The organism is Burkholderia sp. E168m23 (assembly GCF_016586125.1).
Lineage (GTDB): Bacteria > Pseudomonadota > Gammaproteobacteria > Burkholderiales > Burkholderiaceae > Burkholderia > Burkholderia orbicola.
On the sequence record NZ_BCPP01000925.1, the window covers coordinates 1 to 2818 of the forward strand.

The window sequence follows — 2818 nt, forward strand, 5'->3', positions numbered from 1 at the left end:
CCCCCGCGACGCGCGCGGCAATCCGCTTCGGATGCACGTCGGACCCGTATTCGTCGTCTTCGCCGTGAATCGCGAGCGTCGCGCACTGCACGCGCGGCAAGTCGTCGTCGAGGCTCCAGTCGCGGAATGCCGGCGACAGCCACGTATCGACCCACGCGCGCAGCACCCATTCGGCCTTGTCGCCGTGATAGCGCGCGAGCCGGTCGAGTTGCCCCGGTTCGTCGAACTGCCGCCCCGCGTCACGAATGCCGGCCAGCGTGCGATCCTCGACGAACGCCTGCGCGGCGACCGTCACGAGGCTGCGGCAACGCGCTGGATGCGCGGCCGCACAACCGACTGCCATCCCGCCGCCGACGCTGTGCCCGAATGCGACGAACGCATCGACGCCGAGCTGTTCCAGTACCGCAGCGAATGCATGATCGGCTTCGTCGCGCACGAACGTCGTGCCGAGCGTGCCCGGATGCCGATCGGAGCGACCGAAACCGAGACGGTCGTACGCGATCACGTCGCGTTGCGTCACACGGGCGAGCTGCGCGGGAAAGTCGCGCCACAGGTCGACGCAGCCGAGCGAATCGTGCAGCAGCACGATGGGCGCGGCCGCGTGCCGTGCCGGCCCCGCATGCCAGCGTTTCGCAAAGAGCCGCCCTTGCGGCGTCTCGATGGTCGTCTCCTCGGTCACGATATCGGTCATGTGTCGGTCGTCTGCATGAAAGCGGCCGCCCGTCGGCAGCCGCATCGAATTCGGGCATGGTGGCCTGCCGGCGCGCGCAGCGTCAAGAAAAGCCCCTGCCGCCCGTGCGTTCATTCGGGCTGCGGCGGCAGATACTCCATCTGCGCTTCGTCGTACAGCCGGTAGATCAGCGCCTGCATCGCGCGGATGTCCTCCGATTCGTCGAGCATGCGCATGCTCATGATGATCGGCGACACGAGGTTCGGATCGTCGAGCGGCTTGTAGCTGATGTCGTCGCGCTTGAGCCCGTACACGCTCTGCGGCACGACCGACACGCCCTCGCCCATCGCGACGAGGCCGAGCGCGATCTGCAACTCGCGCGTCTCGTAGATCCTGCGCGGCTGCAACGCGCGGTCGTGGAAGGCCGCGAGTACCTGGTCCGCATAGCTCGGGCGCGGCGCCTTCGGAAAGATGATCAGCGTGTCGTTGACGAGATCGTGCAGCGACAGCACGGGCTTCGCGCTGTCGAGCACGTGGCCGACCGGCAGCGCGACGATCATCCGCTCCTCGCGCAGCACGACGCGCCGCACGCTCGGGTCCTCGTGGCGGATGCGGCCGAACCCGACGTCGATGCGCCCTTCCTTCAGCGCCTTGATCTGGTCCATCGTCGACATCTCGTGCAGGCTCAGCTCGACGGCCGGATATTCGCTGCGAAAGCGCCGGATGATCTTCGGCAGCATCCCGTACAGCGTCGAGCCGACGAAACCGACCGACATGCTGCGCTCGATCTTGCCGACCCGCTTCGTCATCGATTCGAGCTCGGTGGTCTGCGCGAGCAGTTGCACCGCGTGCGAATAGAAGAAGCGCCCGGCATCGGTCAGCTTCAGCGGCCGCGCGGTGCGCTCGAACAGCGGCACGCCGAGCGCTTCCTCGAGCTGCTGGATCTGCCGGCTCAGCGGCGGCTGCGCGATATGCAGCCGTTCCGCCGCCCGCGTGAAATTCCGCTCTTCGGCTACCGCGACGAAGTAGCGGAGATGTCTCAACTCCATGTTCGAATCCTCCCGGGACAGGCAACGGACGCTCATCCGGCGCCGCGCGGACAGCGTCCGCACCGGTCACCCTCGCCGGCTTCGTACCGGCCTCCTCGATCGCCTGCTTCCCGATCCCGTCACGATACCTCAGCCGGCGCCGAAACCGGCTCGAGCCGCGTGGTGCTCTTGGCGACGCCCGAGGCCGCGCAAAGCAAAACGGGAAGCCGCGTGGCTTCCCGTTCGTTCACCGACGCCGCGCCGCGGCATCGTGCCGACCGCATCACACCTCGGTCGCGTACAACGCGTCGCGCTGCTCGTGGCTCAGCGAGTCGAGCGGCACGTCCGGCAACTGATAGCAGATCATCGTGCCGTACAGCTCGGCCAGGCAGTTGCTGCCGGCGTCGAGTGCGTAGCCGTCCTCGCCGTCCGGCGCCGGCGGGTACACTTCGCGCCACGCATTGATCGCGGCTTCGATTCGCACGATGGAAACGGGTCCGGCCTTCCGCTCGGCGGGTGATGCGCTCATGGATTCCTCTGGGTTGCGCGCTCCGCGGGCCATGTCGACCCGGCTGGAACGATGAAAACGCCGGGTATCTCGCCGGCCGCCGCGCGTCGCGCGCGCCGGATGCCGATCCGCGCCGCGCCTGTCGCGCCGGCCGGGCCGTGGCCCGGTAGGGTCGGGCAATATAACCGGCTTTGACCCCGTGCAGGCAATAGCCGGGCAAAAAAACGGGAAGCGCGCGGCTTCCCGTTTCGTCGACCGTCGCGCGGCCGCCTGCCGCGCCGGCGTCAGCCCGTGGTTTCGCGGTTCGTCACCGGCTGCCGCTGCGCGCCGCGGCTCGCGGCGATCCACGGCGCGATCTCCATGTCCTCGTAGCGCACGAACCGGCTCTTCTTCAGGAACCGGAAGCCGAGCCACACGACGACGAACAGCGGAATGCCGACATAGGTCGCGGCCACGCCGGCCCAGTCGATCCGGTTCGCGAGGAACGCCTGGTAATCCTGGCCAAGCGCGATCACGAGGCACAGCACGAACGCGAACAGCGGGCCGAACGGGAACCACTTCGACTGATACGGCAACTGGTCGAGCGAGTAACCCTGCTTCACGTAGCCCTTG

General features: G+C 68.0%; 3 protein-coding genes and 1 pseudogene. All 4 read right to left on the bottom strand.

What is annotated here, in order from left to right; translation table 11 throughout:
• Window positions 1-691: alpha/beta fold hydrolase (locus tag JMF90_RS32030; protein WP_201325934.1), on the bottom strand; the 691-nt coding region annotated here is incomplete at its 3' end.
• A 110-nt stretch (window positions 692-801) separates the two neighbouring features.
• Window positions 802-1719 carry a LysR family transcriptional regulator gene (locus JMF90_RS32035; RefSeq protein WP_006479595.1) on the bottom strand — a complete coding sequence of 306 codons (918 nt, stop codon included), beginning with the start codon at window positions 1717-1719 and terminating at the stop codon, window positions 802-804.
• 262 nt (window positions 1720-1981) lie between these two features.
• A complete protein-coding gene (locus tag JMF90_RS32040; RefSeq protein WP_012338561.1) occupies window positions 1982-2227 on the bottom strand; it encodes a DUF3717 domain-containing protein in 246 nt (81 codons plus the stop codon).
• Window positions 2228-2490: 263 nt separating this feature from the next.
• A pseudogene (locus JMF90_RS32045) lies at window positions 2491-2818 on the bottom strand (lysine transporter); the annotation flags it as partial.